This is a genomic window from Paenibacillus sp. sgz302191 (assembly GCF_057749925.1).
The window spans coordinates 49,852-69,454 of sequence record NZ_JBYLHY010000034.1; the positions used below are offsets into that span (position 1 = coordinate 49,852).

At 45.1% G+C, this 19,603-nt stretch carries 17 protein-coding genes; 7 read left to right on the forward strand and 10 right to left on the reverse strand.

The features are described 5' to 3' along the window. Positions 1-4: 4 nt before the first annotated feature. From AC3G2T_RS32570 to AC3G2T_RS32580, 3 genes are all read right to left on the reverse strand, one after another. Positions 5-7,606 carry an S-layer homology domain-containing protein gene (locus AC3G2T_RS32570; RefSeq protein ID WP_488438102.1) on the reverse strand — a complete coding sequence of 2,534 codons (7,602 nt, stop codon included), beginning with the start codon at positions 7,604-7,606 and terminating at the stop codon, positions 5-7. A gap of 618 nt (positions 7,607-8,224) precedes the next feature. Then, complete coding sequence (locus AC3G2T_RS32575) at positions 8,225-9,307, reverse strand: hypothetical protein (RefSeq protein ID WP_488438114.1); 1,083 nt, start codon at positions 9,305-9,307, stop codon at positions 8,225-8,227. Positions 9,308-9,360: 53 nt separating this feature from the next. Next, positions 9,361-9,606 carry a hypothetical protein gene (locus AC3G2T_RS32580; RefSeq protein WP_474686059.1) on the reverse strand — a complete coding sequence of 82 codons (246 nt, stop codon included), beginning with the start codon at positions 9,604-9,606 and terminating at the stop codon, positions 9,361-9,363. 444 nt (positions 9,607-10,050) lie between these two features. Here AC3G2T_RS32580 and AC3G2T_RS32585 point away from each other — a divergent pair, with 444 nt between their 5' ends. The 3 genes from AC3G2T_RS32585 (at position 10,051) to AC3G2T_RS32595 (ending at position 13,493) form a co-directional block, all read left to right on the forward strand. Beyond that, on the forward strand, positions 10,051-10,422 hold the full coding sequence (locus AC3G2T_RS32585; RefSeq protein ID WP_474686057.1) for a YhjD family protein: 372 nt from the start codon (positions 10,051-10,053) through the stop codon (positions 10,420-10,422). Positions 10,423-10,644: 222 nt separating this feature from the next. Then, positions 10,645-12,282 carry an SAM-dependent methyltransferase gene (locus tag AC3G2T_RS32590; RefSeq protein ID WP_488438103.1) on the forward strand — a complete coding sequence of 546 codons (1,638 nt, stop codon included), beginning with the start codon at positions 10,645-10,647 and terminating at the stop codon, positions 12,280-12,282. Between the two features lie 14 nt (positions 12,283-12,296). After that, a complete protein-coding gene (locus AC3G2T_RS32595; protein ID WP_488438104.1) occupies positions 12,297-13,493 on the forward strand; it encodes a hypothetical protein in 1,197 nt (398 codons plus the stop codon). Between the two features lie 81 nt (positions 13,494-13,574). Here the strand turns inward: AC3G2T_RS32595 and AC3G2T_RS32600 are convergent, their stop codons facing one another. The 3 genes from AC3G2T_RS32600 to AC3G2T_RS32610 all read right to left on the reverse strand — a co-directional run bounded on the left by AC3G2T_RS32600 (position 13,575) and on the right by AC3G2T_RS32610 (position 15,279). Then, positions 13,575-14,501 (reverse strand): WD40/YVTN/BNR-like repeat-containing protein, encoded by a 927-nt coding sequence (locus AC3G2T_RS32600; RefSeq protein ID WP_488438105.1) that lies wholly within the window; start codon positions 14,499-14,501, stop codon positions 13,575-13,577. 5 nt (positions 14,502-14,506) lie between these two features. Then, a complete protein-coding gene (locus AC3G2T_RS32605) occupies positions 14,507-14,824 on the reverse strand; it encodes a hypothetical protein (protein WP_488438106.1) in 318 nt (105 codons plus the stop codon). A gap of 119 nt (positions 14,825-14,943) precedes the next feature. After that, positions 14,944-15,279: a TetR-like C-terminal domain-containing protein gene (locus tag AC3G2T_RS32610; RefSeq protein WP_488438107.1), complete on the reverse strand. Its 336-nt coding sequence runs from the start codon at positions 15,277-15,279 to the stop codon at positions 14,944-14,946. A 25-nt stretch (positions 15,280-15,304) separates the two neighbouring features. On the opposite strand from AC3G2T_RS32610, the gene AC3G2T_RS32615 reads away from it, so the two are divergent. Continuing rightward, on the forward strand, positions 15,305-15,709 hold the full coding sequence (locus AC3G2T_RS32615) for a hypothetical protein (RefSeq protein WP_488438108.1): 405 nt from the start codon (positions 15,305-15,307) through the stop codon (positions 15,707-15,709). Beyond that, entirely contained in the window at positions 15,685-15,990 is a 306-nt protein-coding gene (locus AC3G2T_RS32620) for a dihydrofolate reductase family protein (RefSeq protein ID WP_488438115.1), read from the forward strand. The genes AC3G2T_RS32615 and AC3G2T_RS32620 overlap by 25 nt, the downstream gene beginning before the upstream one ends. Positions 15,991-16,199: 209 nt before the next feature. Here AC3G2T_RS32620 and AC3G2T_RS32625 read toward each other — a convergent pair whose 3' ends face one another. Then, a complete protein-coding gene (locus tag AC3G2T_RS32625) occupies positions 16,200-16,358 on the reverse strand; it encodes a hypothetical protein (RefSeq protein ID WP_488438109.1) in 159 nt (52 codons plus the stop codon). A gap of 33 nt (positions 16,359-16,391) precedes the next feature. Beyond that, positions 16,392-16,694, reverse strand: a complete 303-nt coding sequence (locus AC3G2T_RS32630; protein WP_488438110.1) for a Dabb family protein — start codon at positions 16,692-16,694, stop codon at positions 16,392-16,394. A gap of 265 nt (positions 16,695-16,959) precedes the next feature. Between AC3G2T_RS32630 and AC3G2T_RS32635 the strand changes: the two genes are divergently transcribed. Further along, a complete protein-coding gene (locus AC3G2T_RS32635; protein WP_474686042.1) occupies positions 16,960-17,832 on the forward strand; it encodes a helix-turn-helix transcriptional regulator in 873 nt (290 codons plus the stop codon). Between the two features lie 134 nt (positions 17,833-17,966). Here AC3G2T_RS32635 and AC3G2T_RS32640 read toward each other — a convergent pair whose 3' ends face one another. Beyond that, positions 17,967-18,455, reverse strand: a complete 489-nt coding sequence (locus AC3G2T_RS32640) for a YhjD family protein (protein WP_474686040.1) — start codon at positions 18,453-18,455, stop codon at positions 17,967-17,969. Next, the gene (locus tag AC3G2T_RS32645; protein WP_488438111.1) at positions 18,452-18,985 is read right to left on the reverse strand and encodes a DinB/UmuC family translesion DNA polymerase; all 534 of its coding nucleotides are present in this window, start codon (positions 18,983-18,985) and stop codon (positions 18,452-18,454) included. The genes AC3G2T_RS32640 and AC3G2T_RS32645 overlap by 4 nt, the downstream gene beginning before the upstream one ends. 224 nt (positions 18,986-19,209) lie before the next feature. Here AC3G2T_RS32645 and AC3G2T_RS32650 point away from each other — a divergent pair, with 224 nt between their 5' ends. Beyond that, complete coding sequence (locus AC3G2T_RS32650; protein ID WP_488438112.1) at positions 19,210-19,521, forward strand: hypothetical protein; 312 nt, start codon at positions 19,210-19,212, stop codon at positions 19,519-19,521. The last annotated feature ends 82 nt before the right edge of the window (positions 19,522-19,603 follow it).

Here is a 19,603-nt window from a genome sequence, read left to right on the forward strand (position 1 = left end):
ATGCTTATTTACTTAATAAGTTATAAATGACTTGAGCGGCTTCAGCACGGGTTGTGATCCCCTTCGGATCGAACTTGCCCGCCGCGCGTCCTTGAATCAAGTTCAGCGACGCTGCCGTTTTTACAAATTGTGCTGCCCAAGGTGAAACTAGAGATTCGTCTACAAATGTCGTCGTACTGGCTTTCACAGACGCTTTGCCGCTTTGATTTTCGTACGCCCGCATTAGCATCGTGACCATTTCCTCACGAGTAATTTGCGCATTTGCATCGAAAAGTTCAGTACTCTTTCCTTGTACGATGCCTGCTTTCACTGCAATGGAGATAGCTTCGGCATACCAGTCACCGGCCTTCACATCAGTAAAAGCTACATCGCCTTTCGCTGTCAGATTCAGCGCTCTGACCAGCATGGCTGTAAATTCGGCGCGCGTTACGTTGCGTTCCGGTTCAAACATTGTTGCGCTCGTCCCGCTCACAATTTGCTTCGCCGCCAGCTCTTTGATTACATTCGCTGCCCAATATTTTTCCGGGATATCAGTGAATGATTTTGTCACTTCAAAAACCGCATATTTACTGAAGTGACTAATCTGAGCTACCATGTAGCCATCTATATATTTTCCTCCAATGTACTCTAGCTTTCCATCATCAGGAATATAATAAATACCGGCCAATTTCGGATTCACGGTAGAATCGACCTTTAACTTAATCGTTATCGGTTTGTCGAACTTCGAAAGATCAACAGTTTTGCCATCCGCAGTAGTAATGGACAGGTGTAATTCATAAACTTCTCCGGAAAGCTTAATGTCCGTTTTGCTTATGTTTCTGCCTTTGTCTACGATATTTTTCGCCTCGGCATCGTTCAAAGGATTTAGCTTCAACGAAATTGTACTGTCTTTCGACTCAGCTGTAGAAAGCTTGTTTATTAACTGCTTGAACAGATCGGAAGGTACGTTCATAACGATTTTATCCGATTTGATCATTAAGTTGTCTTGTTTAATCAGATCGACCGTATTCGATGGAATCTTAACTTCCCAAGTACTTGCCGGAACTTCGACGGTTGTTTTGCCGTTCCCGGTGAGCATATCCGCCGTAATCATGAAAGAATGATCTCCATCGCTTGTATTATGGGGGGTACTGCCTGTCCCGGTTCCGCTTCCGCTTCCGGTTCCACTTCCACTTCCACTTCCACTTCCGCTTCCGCCCCCGGTTTCTCCTCCGGTTGTTGGAATCGCTACATTTACTGCTGCGGAAGCTGTATAATTTCCGTCAACAGTCGTTACGGTTATCGTCGCCGTTCCTGTACGAATTGCCGTAACTTTTCCTGTCGCATCTACCGTCGCAACCGATGTATCGCTTGATTTCCAAGTGACCGCTTGATTCGTCGCATTCGCGGGTGCGATCGTTGCTGTCAGTCCATATACAGCCCCCTGCACCGTCAGGTTGATTGCGCTCGTGTTCAGCCCTACTCCGGTAACTGAGACTATTTCAGTCGCATTCATCAATTCCCTTGTATCGCGGACGCGAATCCGGTCGCCGTTAGCGTATTTGCTGCTCATGCCTGTCGCTAATAACGTATCCCCAATGGATAGCTTAGGAATCGCCACTCCGGTTTCTTCGAGAACATATCCGTCTACGAATACGAGGACATCTCCACTGCCATCGTTAATTACATATGAAAAACTGTCGGGAATGGAAGTTACCTTCCCTTTTACCTGAACCAACTGACCCTGATACTGATCGGAAATCGATTCTCCCGTTGTGACTAGCTTAGGTGGAACAGGCGGTCCTGAGCTTACTTTAACGATACTTTTATCAAACCCATTAAACATGACTTCCTTGTCATTGTCGAAAGTGCCGATATAACCGTATATTCGTATCGTATCTCCAAGTTGTAACGAATCTTTTGGCACCTCGTTAAATGCCATAATTCCGCCGCTATCGTCCTGAATGTAAGCAGCGTCGTAGAATATCCCTGCCTGAGCAGTTACCTTCCCTTGGACAACCACATTTGTACCATCCGACAGTTTGCGGGCATCGGCGATCGGAATCACTTTCTGTTCATTCTTCGCTAACCAATTGACTACGTTTAACGCGAATGGAACATTGTTAGTCGGGCCGTCGTTTTGTGTCATTTGCTTGTCGTTGAAAATATTCATTCCCGCCACAACAATCCTGCCAGTTCCAAGCTGCTCCGAAGCTACTAACGGTATAGCCGACCCGCCGGTTACATCGGTCAAAGCTGGACCATTTTTGCCATTAGCTGTTCGGACATTATATTTCACCGTATCAGTTTTTACTTGAGGAGAGTCTTGAAACGTTGTTTCGTTCCCCGTTGCAAGAACAGTAACTGAACTGCTGTCCGTAAGCGGAACTTTGTTTCCTGCCCCATCGTTTTGGGCAAGACTCGCTCCACTGTAAAAGTCCAATAAGGATACGAAATCAGTCAAACGGTTACTTACAGGCTTCAAATGGAGCCGCACTGAAAAATTAGAAGTTAACGGAGTCCCCCAGAAATTACCGCTTGTTGTTTCGTCAAAGACTCCATCGTTGTTAATTAAAATACTTGAACCAATACCCGATAATAAACTGTTTAGATTTTGGGGAGTTCCGTTGTAATTGCTCTTTTCGGTCAATAATAACGATCCGCCGCGATCAATGAAACTTTTTAATACAGTGATTTCACTTGCAGAATACGCACTGCTTGGATGAGTTACCATCAATACATTGACGTCGCTTAAGAGTTGATCGGTAAGCGCAGTTTTATTTTCAATAACCGTATATCCCTGTTGCTTCAAATTGAGTGTGAAGTTTTTAAGGTTATCGCCGTACGTACCGGTATCGCTCGTCGTATTTTCATTATTATGCGTAGCATCAATCATAACTTTGATGCCGAGCGGCGGTTTCACAGTGATCGTTTGTTCATATTTATTATCTCCCAGGTCATTCCCGTCCCCGGCCGCAAGCACGACAATCAACTTGTGACTCCCTGCAGGCGGATTCGACCAAATGACGCTGGCATCTGCATTTTTATTAGCAGCAAGTGAAGCGATCGTAGCATCTCCGATTAAATGAGCCGAATCAATGCTGTCATAATAGAAATGTGCGGTAAGATTTGTCACATTGATCGTTCCAAGATTGGCGACGCCAGCTTTCAAAGTGACAGGCATGCCGGCTATGGCAGCTCCTTCTACAACTGTTAAATCGTTTACTTTCACGGACAACGGATCTTCCGGCGACCAGATCGGCGAAGAGTAGATTCTATCGCCATCCTTTTGCGTGACACGAATAACGAACCATTGCTGTCCTCCTATGACATTGACTGACGGCTTCCAGTTAAACGACGACGTATTTCCGTCTGGCGTGTAACTGTCGTAAACTCTGCCGCCATTGGTAACCAACTCGACTTTAGCAATGTTGGTATTATCGCTTGCCGGTACAGAAATATATTTCGGATCGGAGGGGCTTTTATCGCTGCCTGTAACATTAAAGTTCAGCGTCTTGGAGTCGACCGTAGCACCCATGTAGTATCCGTTTGCCAATACATCCAGTTGGTAGTTCGGATCTTCACTGAAATAAACGTGCATTTTGCGCATTGCATCAAACAAAGAATCCGTAGAAAGATCATTAGCGACAATAATCGTACGTTTCTTCGTTTGTCCCCAAGTCGCGTTATGGTTATCTTCACCGTACGTCGGCGCTACATGCCATCCCAGGTCGAGGGCGCTGAAAAATTTGTTTTCCGCGTTGACATATGCATACTGTCCTGACCCATTGCCTACCTCAAGCATTGTGAAGAGCTTGTCGACATTTTTATCATAAGGAATGAAATTGTCGAACGCATTCGCCGACATCGCCGGGTGATTGAACTGCGCTACAATATTATCATAAGTCAACGTCCAATTGTAATAATTTTGAAGATTTTGATATTTCCCTCCATCTTGGACACGATCGATGAAGTTTTCGGTTCCAAAGACGTTAGAGTGACCCCAAGTGGTTGAAGTCATTTCAAATCCCGGGAATACGACAAAGCTTCCGTTTTTCGTATATTCTTTCGCAAGGTCTTTCGTTAGCTGCCAATCAGATCCGCCTGTTCGCTCAGGCATCCCTTTATGATCGACACTATCTGTACCAACAAGCGAAGAATCGATATCATGCGAGTGATCGGAGAAAGCAAAGTAGTCGTAACCATGAGCCAGAGCCGCTTTTAAAGCCATTTCAGGGGTGCCTGTTGCATCTTTCACAGTATCGTGTGAGATACTGGTATGATTATGCATTGTTCCCCGATAATGGTTGCCTCCGGTAAACCTCGGAACAATCTGGAATGACCAGGAATATGTCGAAAGATTGCCTCGTAAAGACAAATCTTTGGCCGAAACTTGGACAGTATGAGTCCCGACAGCCATATCATCGTTCGAAGTTAAAGTTAACTTGATTTGACTAATCGATTTTTCAGCTTGCGCAGTGAAATCTTTGCCGTCAATGGAAATCTTCAGAGAATTCACATCCACGCCGCTTGGATCGTCCAAATTGACGGAAACGACCGGATGGGATGATTCAATATTGTCATTATTAGCCGGAAGCTCGTTGGAATACGCCGGGCCGTCCGTATCTTCTACGATATCCACGCTGTTTGGAGTATTAGAGTCTCCGGAAGTCAGCGTCTGTCCGTTGCCTTGAGCTACAATATAGTAGGACAACTTTCCAGGCGCCGTTGCCGCCGGTATTTTGGCATTGTAATTCACATTGTCATTAGCGGCCGTAAGCAATGGGATTAAAGCAAAAGAGGAATCCCCCGAATACTTATAGTAAAGGGTAATGGAATCCGCATATTTCGCCGTTGCTTTGATAGGTACATCCAAACCGATATAATATTTCGTCAGAGGAACATGATTGAACTGCAGATCCCCTTTAATATCAGAAGCTTTCCTTGGCAGAACATAGTATCCGCTCGTATAAGGAGAAGCTAACTTGGATTGACCCACGATCCCTGTAAAAGTTAACGTATCGCCCAGCGCAATTGCACTGTTAATATCAATCCCGGTAGACCCCAATATTTTGACGATAGCTGTATTGCCTGAATCGTCAATAATCGTCACGTTATAGTCCGGACCAGTGGATGGAATATTGGATACCTTTCCTCTAACAGAGACCAATTTCCCTTCCAACGGTTCCGCTGTTGCATAAGCGCTTAAAGCAGGTAACGTAATCACGCTCGCAACAGGCGCCGTATCCAACCCTTCATCCGTAATCATGGTCGGAACAAATTGTGCCATACCCGAAGTAGATACGAATTTTCCGGCAACTTTAACTTTATGTCCGATCGTGACTGATTGTGCTTGGCCGGAAATAACCTCGATTCCACCTGTAGCGTCTTGTACGTAGAAATTTGCTTTTTCAGTTCCAAGCGCGTTATTATCCGATGTCACTACGCCCTCGATGGTCGTAGAGAATCCGATATGAAGCGGCAGCCCGTTGGTGTCATTGTAACGCAATTGATTAATAGGAACTATCGCGTTCGGGTTTCCCGCTGCGTCAACACGCACATAGATGCTTTCTTTTGGCACAGGCTGCGTTGTATCCGTATAAGTAAGGTAAACCGTTTGATTATTATTCGAATCTGAGAAATTCAGTGAAAATGACCCATCTGCCGCTGCCGTGGTTTGTCCCGCTGAAGAAACGATGCCGGCATTTACCACATAGGCTTTGACTGTCGACGAAACAGGAACAGAACCTGCGATTCCTGTTGCGGTTGCATTGCCGCCTGAATTCGTGAAGCTGATTTTCGCGGCGTTGGGAGAACCCATGAACTTCGAGTTGCGGATGTTAACTTCTACAGGATTACTTGGGCTGCTTGGTGCATTCAAAACAAAATCCTTGGACGGATCCTTCGAGAAAAAACCATTGCCCAAGCCAAGTGCTACCCTTGGATCGGAGCCTGCATCTGTTTTACGCAGTATAGTCCCGCCTCCGACACCGGTGTTAAAGAAGGGCGATCCCCAATGATCGGTTTTCGTGGTAAAACTGGAGTTGGTTCCGTTGCCGAAAGTAACAATATCAATCGCTTTGGGATCATCTTGACTGCTTAATCCGGTTGTTGAATTAGCAATGGCAAGAATCCCCCCTGCAGACCCGCTGGGATTAAGGGTGCTTGTTTGGTCCGGTGTTACGGGAAGACTTGCACCCGTTGCTCCAACATTACCTGATACAAGATAATATCCATGAGCTTTAATGGTGCCGGTCAGCTTGGTGCCTGCTCCAAAGCTTGTACCTGATGATGACACATAAATGATTGCCCACTGATTATTAAAATTGATATCCTGATTTGTTGTATTGTACAGCTCGAAAAACTTCGTATTATAAAAGGCTCCGCTGTTACCGCCATTTACATACAATTGGCTGAAAACGACATCGCCGGGTTTGATACTCTGAGTAACGGTAAGATTGACCGAAATCGGATCGCTCTGCGTTTGCCCAGTTCCCTGCGCTGTAATGTAAGCCGTCGTCTTGGATAGAGCGTTATTGAGGTTTGAAATTGCAAACGACCCATCCGCTGCCGCAATTCCAGTTCCACCTAACGTAGTCAATGCAGCGTCCCAGTATACGGCTACTTGTACACTGGCTCCAACAGCTCCCGCCAAACCACTAACTGCGTTCAAACCCGAAAACGTGATTTTTGAAGAATCCGGGGTTTTCGTCTTACCGGAGACAGGCGCAGGCGCAACCGTCACTGTGCTGCTTGCCGTAAAACCGCCATCTACCGTGGTCGCTGTAATCTTCGCCATTCCTGCGGACACGGCCGTCACTCCGCCACTGGTGTTCACCGTAGCTACAGCAGCATTATCTGTGCTCCAATTCACTGCATTATTTGTCGCATTCGCCGGGCTTACCGTTGCGACCAGACCATACACAGCATCCCCGACCGTCATATTGACAGTATTCGAATTGAGCGTTACGCCAGTTACACTAACGGTGCCCGACAACGAGGTCCCATTGATGACGATATCAGCGATTCTGCTGTTGCCATTACTTTGAGAGATCGTCCCTGTTCCATTGGTACCGGCATTTGATGAATTAATCGAAGAATTAGACGTATTGACCCATCTAATATAAACAGTTGGTTGATTGTCCAATTCGCTAGGCAGATTTACATCTTTTTGTGCAATCGTTGTCGTAAGTGAATAGACATCTGAAAATGGAACAAAATTAGTACCATCTAGGCTGTACTGAAGCTGAAAATCCTTCGGACCGCCATTTGTACCATATTGCTTTGAAGAAAGTGTTAATCCAGAGTATCCAGCCGTGCTGAATTGCGCTTGCCAATACCCTCCTGCAGGAGTAGCCCAGCCATCTTTATATATAGTGTTGCCTGTAGCTGAGTAAGTAGCTGTTCTACTATTGCTTAATGTCAGCTTGGCGATGCCTTTATTATTGGCATTACCGGCAGTTGCAGTATCCACGTTCGTCGACGAAAAGGTCCACCCTGCTACAGTCTCGGGTACGCCTGCATATGCCTTCTGAACCAATCCATTAGGCAAAATCATCGTGGCCAGCATCATCACAACCATCATAAGGCTGTACCATTTCTTGTACTTACCTATCCTTTTTAACATTAAGGCGATTACCTCCCTTATAAAATTGCATAACAAAAAAAACAACACAACAAGCGCCGCCTAATCCTCTATCTACCCCCTCAATAGAATTAAGCACCCCACAACGAAAGCGCTTTCCCATTTTCCTCAGGAATTAACCTGCTAATTGCTAAAGTGAACATTTGAAAAATACTTTTTTTACAATTGATTCCAATGACATTAATTCATCACTTTGTAAACATTTTTTCAAACGTCCCTTAGCTATTCTAGACTTCATTTGTTTTGTGTATATTAGCACAGCGTTAAGGGATTGTTAAGGCGGTTTTTGGCATAATCTTAATATTTGGAAATCTGCCTTATCGAATATCGCAAACTATGCATAATACCAATAACTACATGCTAGAATAGAAAAAAGTGAAATTTTGAATAAACAATAATTTACATTTGTTTATTTTATCATTTGTAATGAAAATAGCTCCAAAAAGAAAATAATACCATTTCCAATTTTTCAATGATTTTTCTTATCGTATCGGGTAGTGTAACGAGAGTTTATTGGCGGAATTGTATGCTAAAAAAGCCTGCTCCCCCATATGGACAGGGCAAGCAGACTTTTTTTCAAAAAACTATTCGTTAGATCTCTTAACGATAAACGTTTGTAACATACTCGCGGGAGAACTCTCCCAGCCCGTCAAAGAGCGCGTCGACGAAGCGCGCCGGATCGGTCAGCAATGTGCCTGCGCCCAGGTCGCGGTAATTTTCGAAAGAGCGGCCCCATGGCGCGCTGGCGTCGCCGCTGCCGTTATCTCCGGCAAACGTTCCGTAGCTGGACCAAAGATTCGGGTTGTTATCGTTGCGATGCGGCCATAGGGAAGTTTCCAGCGGAATCAGACCGTAGGTCAGCGGCGCGCTTTTGAAGTCATTGGAATAGTTGGCGTAATAGTTTTTGCTGCGGTCGCTCATGTTTTGTACATCGGTGCCCGATTTGAACACGATACCGCTGTTGCCTTTTGCTCCTTTATCGTCATACACCCGCAGCGCATGGCCGAAATCCTGCTCGCTTTCCGTAATCGGAGAGTCGTTTTGGGCGCTGTAAATTTTCGGATGACTGCCGGACATACTGTATTTGCCGTCAAAATAAACCGTGCTCAGCCCTGGTGTATACGCCTTGTCAGTAGACCAAGGGGACGAATACATGCGGAGCTTTTTGTGTCGTCCCATGAGCACCGTTTCCAGCTTGCCGTTCGGATCGTCGACTTTGTTGCCGTTCAAGTCCGTGCCGCCGGGTTTGCGGATGACCAGCATCATGCTTTCCATATCGTTCTCATGGTCGCCGAGACCGTTCCCGAGATCTGCTACAACGCCTCTAACATCCTGCTTCGCGTAGTAGAAATAGTAGCCGATGAACCAGTGCGTTTTGGACGAAACGAAAGAATAGTACACGGATGGATACAACGCTTTGCCGCCCAGACCGTATTGATCGATATTTTCCCAGTTGTTTGTCGTATTCCAGTCGCCGTCGTAGTCAACGCGCGTCGGGATATCCTGCTGCGGATCGCTGCCGATATCTTGGTAAAGCAGCGGGGACCAAATTTCGGCAAATTTGCTTTGTTCCTCTGCCGTCGCCGCTTCCGCCTTGGAAACAAGCCCCGCCGGCGCGATACAAGGCACAGCCAGTGCCAACATCAAACTAAAGGTCAAAATCTTACTTCCGATTTTACGCATCACAGTTACATCTCCTTTTATATTCACGAATTTTTTTGCGGGCGTCTGCTTCTTCACGGCCGATAAAATACCGTCCTGCCCGGCGTAGTTGTACACCAAATTTTCATCATAAGTAAAAAATAATGTCGGGCGCTTGCCCAGCCGTTTTTCGCGACGGATACGCCTGCAGGCGCTGTACCGCGCTCATAGATTTTAACCTTAAGCGCGACCTCATCTTTCGGCTTGGCGCTATTCTCCCCTCCCTTTTCCGTCCGGTCGCAATCTTCGATCCGCCGGAACAGCCGATCAACAGATTGCATAGAAGCGCACCGCACAGCATTCCCGGAAAACTTCCGTTCCAGGCATGCATCCGAAGCGGCTTTTAAGCTGCTCCTATGTTGCGTAACCGCGTCCTCCTTCAGTCGATGCAACAACTCCTTTATAACCCGGAAATATAAAATCTGGAAACAGACGATTTTCCATGCGGTAAACCGATCATGCCACCCTGCTCTTTATGCGCTTCCCGGGCAAAAACAAACCAAATTCTACCTCCCAACCTTTTTCCGCTTCCCTCTTCCGAATTTCGCTAACAAACAGGCAATGCGAAAAGCGATCCGGCCCGCTCACCGCGGCTGCACAAGCCGATACCACCGCTTTGCCGCACTCGTAGGGCAGAAAGCGGAATTCCGTAAAATACCACTGTATAAGGAACGTATGTTCGATATATAATAAGAATAAACGTTCGTATTACGGTGGTGTTCATTATGAGTGTTAATTCAAGAATCGAAACGGAAGAAGATGTTCAGATCATCAAGGAATACACGTTGCTGCCTATTTTGCTGGATATGTTGGCGAGGGATATCGACGAATTGAAAGTTTACAAGGATAAGATCGTGTACAATCATCTTATTTTTTATCTTCGGGAAGTTGAAAATTCCATTTATCCCGAATTGCAAAACATCAAAAGCAAGATGAAGAAACGGGACATGAAAGTGCTCAGTACGAACACGAATGCTTCAGGCATCCACGTCGAATACAAAGTCCGCGGCTACGTTCGTCATTTCACCATGCTGAGGAGCCTGGTCAAAGCGGAGCTGATGACTGCGCTGATGAATATGCGGGGGCGGTTGCGGTGAACTAAAAGATTGTATTTTCGACCGAATCACCTCTTTGGCTTATGTCGCTTTTAATTGATAATCTTATTTGGCGTACAGGAAAAAATCGCCATTTTAAAAAAACCGTGAAGGCTTGATGCTGCGCGGTTTTTTGCTAATTATCGGCAGAATCTTTCATTATTCTTTTATTGGGCTGATCTACACTTAAAATAACCAAACAAAAATATCCAAAAGGGTGATGACATGTTACCTATGGATAACATAGGTTCAATAGCGAAAGTACGCGATAAGCGTAAATATTTGCTGGAAGAAGAGCGAGTTTTTTCCGAATCGTTACTCTGGCAACTACAGCGGGATTTTTTCGACGAAAAGGGGGCCGCTGCTTGGCAATCCGGCCAAGTGCCGCATTATGTGACAAGCAGTCCCACGTTGGCAAACAGCTACGCCGAGATCGTATTTGCTTTTTTGCGCGACCGGAAGATGATGACGTCATCCGGAGAGAGTTTAGGGCATTCTCGGGATGAACCGCTTTACATTTGCGAATTAGGCGCCGGGTCGGGGCGGTTTGCATTTCATTTTATAACGCGGTTTGTCAAGATCTGCGAACAGTTTCAACAGGAAACGATACCGATTTGTTATGTAATGACGGATTTTACTTGCAGCAATCTTGCTTTTTGGAAGCGGCATCCTCAGTTTGCTCCTTTTTTTCAACGCGGTTTATTAGATATGGCCTTGTTTGATATAAATAAATCGAATCGGCTTCAATTACAGATAAGCAACCGGGAGATCGCCGCAAACGAATTGGCCAATCCGCTTGTGGTGATTGCCAATTACGTATTCGATAGTATCCCTCAGGATTTGTATTATCTCGAACAACGCAACTGGTTTCAATGCTTAGTGACTCTGTCCCACGACCAAGATCCGGACACGCTTGCGCCTGAGGAAGTACTATCGAATGTGCATGTGAAATACACGCATCGTTCTATCCAGACACCGACTTTTCCAGAACATGATTGGAATCAGCTCATTCTGGAGTACGGGAATATGCTGAACAGCACCCACTTGCTAGTTCCAACCGTCGGCTTGCGCTGCTTGCAGAATATGAAGTCCTTATCGCGTAAAGGGCTAATGCTGCTTACCGCCGACAAAGGCAACCACGATCCCGCTTTACTGCCATACAAGCCGGCCTCCGGTCTGGTGCGTCACGGCAGCTTCTCGCTTCCTGTTAATTTCCATGCTTTCCGCTGGTTGTGCGAGAGAAATGGGGGGCGGGCCTTATTTCCGGAACATCCCCATCATCATATCGATGTAGGATGTCTCCTGATGCTGGACAATCCGGAGCAGTATATAGATACCTGTGCGGCTTATGAACGGTATGTCAATGAATTTGGTCCGGACGATTTCTACAATATTGCCAAGCATGCACGAAACCGATATTCAGACATGGGCCTGAAGGAAATGATGGCCTATATTCGCCTCAGCCGTTATGATAGCCACCATTTCTCGTACTATTTACCGAGACTGTTCGAGTTGGCGCCTACTTTTTCCGAGAGGGAACGTACCTTGGTGATCGATACGGTTCATAAGGTTTGGGCGACGTACTTTTCGTTAGGCGAGGATATGGACTTGGCTTATCATATAGCAGCTATGTTTTACGAGATGGGCTGTTATTCGCAAGCCAATGATTATTTTCAACGATCCGTTCATATTTACGGGGAGCATACGGGTACGCTGTATAATATGGCGTTATGTTATTTTTTGCTTGAAGAGTACGAGCAAGCCGAACTTTTGTTGGAGAAAGTGCTTATATATGATCCTGTCAATGAAGAAGCCATTCTATTATTAACCCAAATCCATTCAAGGAATATGAACGAATCCTAGAGTCCGGAGGACATATGGAACATTCACGCTTCCAATCCAAGCTTAAAACGAGCAATGTGAGCACAACGCAATCATCAGAAAATAAAAAGTTTGGCTCTACGTTGGAGCAGAACGTCCAACTGGCCGGGCAACTTCCCATTACCTACCTGCAGAGAACGATCGGCAACAGGGCCGTGGGCCAAATGCTGCAGCAAGGGGGGGCAAGACCGCCCTTGCAGGCGAAGCGCGCACCGATTCCGAATAACGCCTCGGGGCTTATTCAGATGCGTAAAATTCCGGTTAATATTCTGCAAGACGGCACACTTGAGGAATTCAAAACGGAGGGATATACCCGGGATTTTTTAGAACGCGTTCAAGAGTTTCTGAATTTCTACGATGAAAAAGCGGCAGCAGAATTAAAGGACGCTCTGGAGAACGGTGAGTATATGGACGGAAATGAGGACGACGTAGACATAGATTACTTTCCTTTGCAGGAGGAACTGGACCATTTTGAAGAGGCTGTATCGCCTGAAATAGAAATGGTAGAAGAAAGAATTGAAGATAATAAAGGTCCCCAATCGCTGACCAAGTTCCAGGGCAATGTGTTCGAACGTACGACGTTAGCAGACTCAGCTATGGAAGAAACGAAAGCAATCTCAACGAATGCCTTTCAATCCAATTTCTCTGGAATCGATTTCTTGACAAACTTTCCGGGCGGGCCATTTGGTCAAGACAAATCTCACATTTCCGGCGACATGGCTGCTAAGGTCGCTGCTTACAAAAGAGAGTACAAAAATCGTCGCAAACATGCAAGAAAGATGTTATCGAAGATGTTAAACCCTAAAACGAAGACGACTCAAAACATGCTTGAAGCATTGCAAGAGGCATTTAATTTTGATGACGAAGGTGTGGTCAAGAAAGTCGTTAAGAAATTGGAGAAAATTCATAAGAACAATGAAGATATGGATGAAACGGATGATGGCGAATATATTACGGCTGAGGACCTTGACGATGATTTGATTAATTTGGTCGCCGATAATATGTTATTCACCTGCCCATCTGATGTGTACGAGCACCTGCCTTTACACATGATGGAACACTTTATCCCTTCCACGGTATCATCCCACCAGCTAAGTATTATTAATGAGCGTTCCCTTGAGCTAGGATTGACGAAACCTGCTAAGCCAAGAGGAAGTCGCGACCCGGATCCGGATTATGACGGTACGGACTGACCTCTTTTACATATTGGAGAGGGGTGGGGAATGCAACTGGTTTTTCATCCCCATGCAACTAAAGGTGAATGCTATGATATGTTACTGTCTTTGCCAAATCGCTCCGCCGTCCTGAGCGACCACAAGCTCGCCGTCCAGCAACGCCCAGCCCCGTCCCACCCTATCATTGCCCTCGTTCGATTCTACGCGAAAAAAGAGCTGCGTTGCCTTTCTTAAATTTGTTTTTAGCTTGATTTCGAGCGGCTGAGGGACGGGCCCATCGAAAAAATCGCTGTAATCCTCAAGAGCAAAATGGTATAATTTCTCCCCTTGCTCATCAAGCGCCGTCCCTCTGCCGTATGTTTGATCCGGGTAGTAAGCAGGCGGGGGCTTGACGTTCTTATAGCGGCTTGTCGATAAGATCCAACTCTTCCCAGCATCGTGGGTATAGTAATACGTCATCATTTGTTCAGAGCCATAGATGATCTCGACTGGGAGAATCAAATTTGAATCTCCTTCCTCATCGAATACCGGTGCAAATACATTTGCTGTAAAAGATACTTTCGAAGTTTCTTCAGGAACGGGGAGCTTTTCTTTCGTCCAATGAAGCCCTCCATCCGTCGTATGATAAAGAATGATATCGTTATTCCCGCCGCTGCAAGTGATCCACCCTTCCTTGGAGTTGCGGATTGTGATGCCGCTCGCTCTCCCGACAACTTGGCCGCTTATATCTTGGATCCTCGTCCATTGTCTGTCGTCCTCTGAGATTCGATACAGCGCCTTTTTTTCCGTCCCATTCGTAGAATCAGATTCGACGAGAAGCCAATTGTCAGCCCCCACCAAGTAGTTTGCAAATAGTAAAGTGCCGGAGATCTCCCACTTTTCTTTGGTCGGAAGAACAGAGTGCGTCCACTCTTGCTGCGGGTCGAAAGAGTGTTCATACACATCGATTCGATCCGCTCCGTGATGAAAAGCAAACAAGTCGAACCCTGCACCAGCTGTATCGATGCTAACTCCCTTTGGCGTCATATCGGTTACTGCTTACCGATGTTATCTGAGAAATAAACCGCCCCGTGTCCCAAAGCCCAGAACAATTCGCCGTTATTGTAATATACGATTCGATCCAAGTTCAACTTTTCGGAGGAGTCCGAAGCTTGCTGGGAAGAAGTATTACTCTTATGTTCCAGCCCTTCTTTATCAGACTCTAGTGGCGTCTTTTTCGGTGAAGACCCGGAAGTTTGAGGTATTTGCGATATGGTGTCAATTTCCGGCTTCTTCACAGCTTCTTCCCTGCATCCGGCAGCGATTGATAGCAGAAACACACTTAGCAGCATAATCGATAGCTTATTCATAGCGCCTCCATCATCCATTTGTTTCCTTTTAATTAAACGCGCGGCCGTTGAAAAAGTTGCTTGTTGGAAGTTTTTGCGGAAATTATCGTACCAAAACAAATTAAGCGCAGATCGTGAAGCTAGTAAAGGTTCCTATCTAATAAAATCCCTACTTGTTCTGCTACCACTTCAGGTGATTTAGGTATACCTTCTGTGAAATAAGATTCTACTATTCCTACAATAGCTGATCCAAAGAATCTAAGAATAACATCTTCATTTAGTCCTTTATTCTTCCCTCTGGTTGTATCCACTCTTCCCTTTATTTCCTCAATGACAAACTCAAGAAAATGACTGCGGAAAGCAAATATTCCTTGGCCTGTTATCATCGTTGAAAAGAATAAATAATTGCTTTCAAAGTATTTAAACCAAACAAGATTTGCTTCTTTAACATCCATATTTAATGCTAATTCACACAACTTTATTTGCCACATGATGACGTCATTGGATGGGAAAATCGTTGGAGATTTTATGAACGAGGACGGGACAGCATATTTTTTAGAGCAGTACGGGAAAATTCATTCTGCTTACGGGTGTAAAGCATCGATATTAGGAAGAATTACTCTACAAGAAATGTTAGGTATGAGCGATTTTATTGCGGGAACAAATGATGTACCAAATTTCCCTAGAATTGACTATGTTGCAAACGAAAATGCGAATCAGTATATTGTTGTAATCGATTCTACTGGTAAACTTGATTGGAAATATGAACATATTACAGAAGGAGGAGAAAACGCTATTGGAGACCATATAATAGAGATTCTTACAGAAAAAGTTTCCGATGCGTATCTAGCCCACCTGCAAAATCTAGGTATTTCTCCTATATTTTCGGTGGAAAAGAATCATTAGATTTCAATGTTGTAGCAAAAAAACTAAAAGATTTATTTCATATCGATCAAATATTGGTAGAAGGCGGTGGCGTTATTAATGGCTCCCTTTTGAACGAGGGATTAATTGATGAATTGAGTCTGCTGGTATTGCCGGTTGTGGATGGTTCGGCTAATTCCAAGACAATTTTTGATACGAATCCTGCCCTTAAAAACTTCAAGTCAGTAAACTTCGTTTTGAATGATGTTGAAAAGCTCGATAATGACGGCTTGTGGATGAAGTATTCAGTAAAGCGTGATTAAGTTATACCCATTGGAGTTGAAACCATAGCATAAAACAACAGGAGCAGGAGGGTTAACCTCGCTGCTCTGTTTTTCTTGCTAACCGAATAGAAAAGGGGTATACAGCAACGTCCATTGCAGACGTTGTAGCGTCGACAGGTAAAAGCAAAGAGCCTAGTCAATCAGGAAGGCCACGCGTCCTTTCGTCTGGCCCGCCTTGAGCGCATCGATTACTCGCGGCGCCTCCCGGGGATTTGAACGATCACGAAAATCGTCAATACGCTGCCCGCATAGCTTTTGCTGAATCCCATGCTTTGGATGATTCGCGGCAGCCACGCCGTAATGCCATAAAACAGCATGGCCAAAAAGCCGAAGGATAATGTCAGCAACCACGCTTGCGTAAGAGCGATAAAGGGATGCGTTCAAGAAAACGGGTAGTCCACGACAGCGATCCCTTCCACAAATGGGCCGACTCCCTGCAATAAGTTCTGATGCAGCGGATGCTGGGTATAATCCCGGCAAGCCTGTCGATTCGCAAAGGTTACCCGAATGCCTAACGTATAACCTTGCTTATGCTCCACTTCTTCCGTGACGTTAATCCCGGCACTAAGGTCTACAATGCCCGGGATCTTATTCTTAAAGGCTTGGACTTGCTTCACCGCTTCTTCTTGTTCGTCAATCGTAACATTAGGCTTAAGTTTCAATAATACGATATGTTCATACATCTTTCTGCCCTCCACGGTTTCTGTTGAGAATGTTCATTCTACGGTTTGCAGTTGCTTCATACGGGATTGCTCCTTCATCCATTCCACGAAGTTTTCCGCTACGAGATCAAGGTTCAACCGCTGATCTCTGCCCCTTGCCATTCTTGCTTTCATCCAGAAGGATGATATAAGCTAGTGTATATGGACTCGACTAAGCTAGGAAGAGATCTGGTTATCGTAGGATTGGGAGTCCTACTTTCATCGTTCGATAGGAGGGATGGCGATCATGTCGATCAAGCTGGACCGTTATGAGGAATTAGCCCGTTTTTTGCGCACACGCCGGGAACGGATTACCCCTAAGCAAGTAGGATTGCCGGAGTCCGGACGCAGACGCACGCCCGGACTTCGCCGCGGCGAGGTTGCCTTGTTGGCGGACGTAGGATTGGATTGGTATACCTATTTGGAACAAGGCCGTCATATCAACGTATCCGCTGAGGTCCTTGAGCGAATAGCCATTGTGTTGAGGCTTGATGAATCGGAGCGCAAGCACCTTTTTTTTCTTGCACGCAAACAACTCCCCTTAGCAGAAACGAAGATATCTGCTCAGGTGAGCCAGGCGCTTCAAAGTTTTTTGGATAGCCAACACACTTCTCCGGCGAATGTCATGGATGCACGCATGAACATCATTGCCTGGAATGCGGCCTACTGCGCATTGAATGGGAATCTCGCCGCCTTGTCGGACAAAGAGCGAAATTTTGTTTGGATGACTTTTACCTCTCCCCGTTTTCGCTACATCAAGGGAGATCAATGGGAGCTGCATGCGCGTCGGATAGCCGCTAAATTCCATGCAGGGTATGCGCGTCACGTTGACGACCCTTGGTGGTCTGAACAGTTCGATGCGCTGTGCCAAGCCAGCCCCGAATTCCGGGAATTTTGGGAGTCGCATGAGGTTCTCGACGCTATTGATGCCCCAAAGGCGCTTCGTTGTCCGAATCTCGGGATCTTAAATTTCGATCATGTTTCGTTTCAATATTTGGAGGATCCAAGCTTGATGGTTTCCATCCACGTTCCCCATCGGGACGGCACGGTGGAAAAAATGCAGCGGCTGTTAAGCGATTACCAGCACCAGAATTCGGGACAATTTGCGACTTCAACTTGATCATTTTCTAACTCTTAAACTTTATGTCAATAATGCTTCATGCTATAAGTCGAATAAACCTGTGATGCGTATGCTGTAACAGTTTCCTTTCCATAGTAGGAATTTCTACACTACCATGACAGCAAGTTCCCTGCTTATTTTTTTGCCATAAGTGGCTTTAAAATTTCCTCCATATATCTTTGAATTTTGACTCTAATCTCTGACTTCACTACATCGCGTATTATAGATATGCTGTCTTCATAGCCGCGGCAATTGAATTTAACTCGAAGGGTATCATCAACTTTCTCCTCTTCATAGATCTTTATTCCTTGTGTTTTAAGCATTTTTTTTGTCTCCGAAATATCTTGAATAATTCGATCTACCAGTATGTTTGTTATAACTGTATAAAGCTTTTTCAAAGAATAATCGGAAAGTTCAATTTTACGGAGGTTGCTTTCAGCTACTGTAAGCATAATGGGTAAAATCATTGAATTTTTAACCAAAACCAATTCTTCAAAAGAGGGCATCTGCTCCTTACGCTCCGGTTCTTTCTGTCTCCTCTGAATAAGAGCCTCGCGGTGTTCAGGCAAAAGCATTCTGCTGGATTCCCACAATCCATTCCCGGATAATTTCTTGCTATTCATCTGTAGTGTCCTCCAATTTTTCGAGACCTGTCAAGCGCTTGCCCGGCCTGCAAGAGAGAGGATGCACGGAGTATAGACGTTGTTCCAAAACGATTTTTAATTTCGTCAGTTGTACGCTCCAGCTCTCTGAGTTTTTCTCGGTTGCCAAATAGTGAAATCTGATACTCAGTGTCCTTACTGAAATTGGAAAGTGTGAGATAAAGCTTTCGTACGGGCAAACCATCCCAGTGTCTATAGAATATGCGGCAGGCTCCTTCGTAAACTTCTCGAGTAATATTGGTGGGATCCGGTAAAGTAGCTTGGCGATAAAATCCTGTAGGAAGGTCGAAGTTAGCCCCCTGCACTCCCACATGGATAACCCGTCCCGCATACCCTTTTGATCTACAGCGCCTGCATACTTCTTCTGAAAGTTCATGAAGAATAACATTGATGTCTTCCTTAGTACCATAATCACGAGGCAGCGTCATTCCGTGACCGATAGTCTGATGTCCTCGATCAAAAGTCCCTGGAGATACCGGTGAGTCATCCAAGGTATCAGTAAAAAAATGTGCATTTTAATATGTGTACATAATCGTCACTACTTTCCCTTTACTGTAAGGCAGTCAGACACAATTTTACTTTTAATGACAATGTACAAAAGCTTCATTTCAGAGTTTGACAAAAGGTATATAACTTTAATCGGTGAATCGACAAAATATGAGCATAATTAATTTCCAATTTGTAAAATATGGGATATAATACCTTAGGGGGGGTGATGGTAATACAAGCGGCTGAAGATAATATTGTTTCAGTTAAGGATAGCTCCATTCGTTTTTGTGTTCATAGTACCCATGTTAAGTTAGCAGATCTAGCAAATGGTTCACCGGTGATAAAGCAACATGTTGTTATTTCTCTAAAAAATATGAACAATAATAAATTTATTGTCCATCCTCTGACTTCATTCATTTACTCCAATTGGAAGTATAGTGCTTATAATACTCAAAGGCACCATGCTAATAATGTCGTTTCCTTTCTAAATTATGGTTCTTCCCAGTTTAGCATGACAATAAGCCGTCAATCCTTGTAATAGAACCCCGAAGGGAGATATCTGGGATGACGGAAAACGATATTTTTAATAGAGCTTTGAATTTAGGGACAGGTTGGGAAGT